We start from the raw sequence: 2,640 nt of genomic DNA on the forward strand, positions 1-2,640 counted from the left end.
GCTCCTTGACCGCGAAGTTGAGATCGCTGTTCACCGAAAAGCTTTGGTGAACGCGCAGGACGATGGTGCCCTGACTGCCGTAGTCACCCTTGTGCAGGGTAATGGACGCCGGCAGCGTGGTGTTGCCGACGCGGGTTTCAGCCTGCTTGCGGATAAGCCGGCCGCCGCTGTTGCGGTTCTCCCAGGCGGCGAGCTTCTTGCGATGCCGCTCGGGCGGGCGTGGTGTTCCATCGCGATAAGTTACGATCGAACCGAGTGGAACGAGGTCATAGATCAATTGAGCCGACATGATGGGTCTCCGGTGTTTGGGGTGAATACGAAACCGCCGCCGGTGAGGTCACCGGCGGCGGTAATGCGATCGGAAGGAAGAAGGCGCGCGCTGCTACTCGGCGGCCTCGCGGAAGCCTTCAGCGTCATCGTCGCCGGCATAGTCGTGCGGCGGCTCGACGATCGCATCGCCGTCGAGCTCGTCCTGGTCCGCCGGCGTGCCGTCGTCCTCAGGCTGTTGCCTGGCCTCGTTCATCTTCAGCCAGGAGGTCAGCTTTTCCGGGGTGGGCGCAAACAGCGCCGACGGGTGGACGAAGCGGCCTTCCTTGAAATGCTCGACCAGGGCCGCACGGGTGTCCTTGACCTTTTGACGGGGCAGGACGGATGTATCCGCGCAGGCGGCTTCCAATGCCTGCCGCGACAGGCATGACAGGAAGTCCTCCGTCCCCATGTTGGCTAAGAAGTTGTCGGCGACGATGATGTCGCCGGCGACACGAGCGACAACGCCGCTGTCCGAGCGATTCTCCCTGCAGGACAGAACATCGATCAGCAAGGACCGCACGGCAATGCGCAGCGTGTCCATCTCGAACGCGAGCCTGCCCTCCTGGTCGAACAGGCGCGCGGCATGTTCGCCGAGGCCTGCGGCCCCGTAACAGGAGATGTCGCGGGCACCAGATGCAACTGTCACATTCTGGCCGGCGAAGGCGAGAACGAGCAGCGCCATCAGCGTGTCGTCCTCGATCGGTGCGCGCGACAGCGCCTCGTGCAGCGCGTCGGTACGCAGGTCGCCGATCATCTCTATGTCTTTGCGCGTCACGTCCGGACGCGGCTTTGCCGCAACGACGATATCATCGCCATCGGCCTCAACATCCGCGCCATTCCTGCCCTTGGGGTTTTTGGCCGCCGGCATGCGGTACGCGACCGACTGCACCTTGCCGTCGCGGTCGAGATACATGGCGGTGTGATCGGACTTCGACGGCTTACCGTACACACGCTCCGCCTTGGGCGGCAGCTTCGGCTCGCCCCACTGACCTGCTTCCACGATCACGCCGCGCTTGGGCAGAGTGTTTGCCATCCACTCCTGCTGAGCGCCAAGGAAGGCCTCGACATCCGTCGTATAGCGGCTGTCCTCGTCGGCCGGAGCGAACAGGTCCTCGCCCCAGGCAATGCCGTAGGCCTGAGCGAGATCGTCACCGAAGCTGGCGTCCCGCGCGTACATGCGGCGCTTCGTCAGGCCCTGCGCCACGCTCCACCACGACACCTGGGGATCGGTCTTGGACGGCTTGTGCTTCTTCCAGACCTCCTTCTGCTCATCAAGCGAAGCCGACGCGATGGTGCGCAACTGTTGCTCGTTGGGCATGTCGCCCTTGGCCATCTGGTCCAACATGGCCGGCAGAACGTTGGCGAGCAGGCGGAGCTTCCTGATCTGGCGGACGGGAAGCGCTAAAGCGAGGGCGATCGCTTCCTCGGTCCAGCCGAGCGCGACCAGCCGCTCAATCGCGCGCCATTGGTCGACAGGATTGAGCTGCTCATGCGCCAGCGTCTCGGCCAGCGACCGCATTGCACCACCATCCGCGGCGCGCTCGATCACCAGCACGGCGATTTCTTCCAAACCCGCGGCAATCGCCTGCCTCACACGACGATGTCCGGCATCAATGACATAGCCGTTGCCGCCATCCGCTTCCGGCGCCACGACAGGTGACTGCACGATGCCGACGGCGCGAATGGTAGCCAGCAGCAGCGCGTCGGCCTGCGGGCTGGATTTCGAGCGTCGCGCCTTGTCCGGGTTATCCTTCAGCGCACGCGGATCGACAAACTTCAGTTCCATGGAGATGCTCCTTCAACGGGTTTGCGGACACCGCCGTTCGCGGGTCCTTCCTCGTCTTCTTCCCGAAGACGTCCCCCGGGCCGCGGAGCGGACGGGCCGGTGCAACTGCGGCCGAGCATCCCTGCCGGGCAGATCAAGCGGGGCTCTTGAGCCCTGCGCAGAGCGATCGGCCGGGATCGCGAGCGGCGCGGTTGAGCGCCAGCGTCAGCGGCCCGCCCGATCTGCGAGCGGGCCATTCTTACCCCTTTCCTCTTTGCTTCTTTCCTCCCCAGAGGATGGGAGCTAGAACCGAGCGGTGCGGCGACGCGGCCGCCGCCGGCGCCAAGCCGGCACAGAGGAATACCGACGCGCCTCGATCATCGCCTGCACACGCGCTGCTCGAAAACGGGCATCGAGCGTGCGGACGATCTTTTGGGCTGCAACGATCTGCGGTCTGGTGCGTGCCGCAAGGACGAGACGCTGCCGGTCCAGAGCGACAATGACGGCATGCCCGTCGGCGCGTCCCGGCATTAATCCCCACAACAGGCGCCGCTCGACGCCAGTGC

Annotated in this window: 1 protein-coding gene and 2 pseudogenes; all 3 read right to left on the reverse strand. The window is 65.0% G+C overall.

What is annotated here, in order from left to right; all coding sequences use genetic code 11:
- A pseudogene (locus tag EOB59_RS34285) lies at window positions 1–289 on the reverse strand (hypothetical protein); the annotation flags it as partial.
- 93 nt (window positions 290–382) lie between these two features.
- Window positions 383–2,095 (reverse strand): ParB N-terminal domain-containing protein, encoded by a 1,713-nt coding sequence (locus tag EOB59_RS34290; RefSeq protein WP_095482596.1) that lies wholly within the window; start codon window positions 2,093–2,095, stop codon window positions 383–385.
- 282 nt (window positions 2,096–2,377) lie between these two features.
- A pseudogene (locus EOB59_RS35770) lies at window positions 2,378–2,640 on the reverse strand (competence protein); the annotation flags it as partial.

The organism is Mesorhizobium sp. M7A.F.Ca.MR.176.00.0.0 (assembly GCF_004023165.1).
Classification (GTDB): Bacteria; Pseudomonadota; Alphaproteobacteria; order Rhizobiales; family Rhizobiaceae; genus Mesorhizobium.

Excerpts from the sequence above, each read along its gene's own strand:
- EOB59_RS34290 (WP_095482596.1), bottom strand. The coding sequence starts at position 2,095 with ATGGAACTGAAGTTTGTCGATCCGCGTGCGCTGAAGGATAACCCGGAC.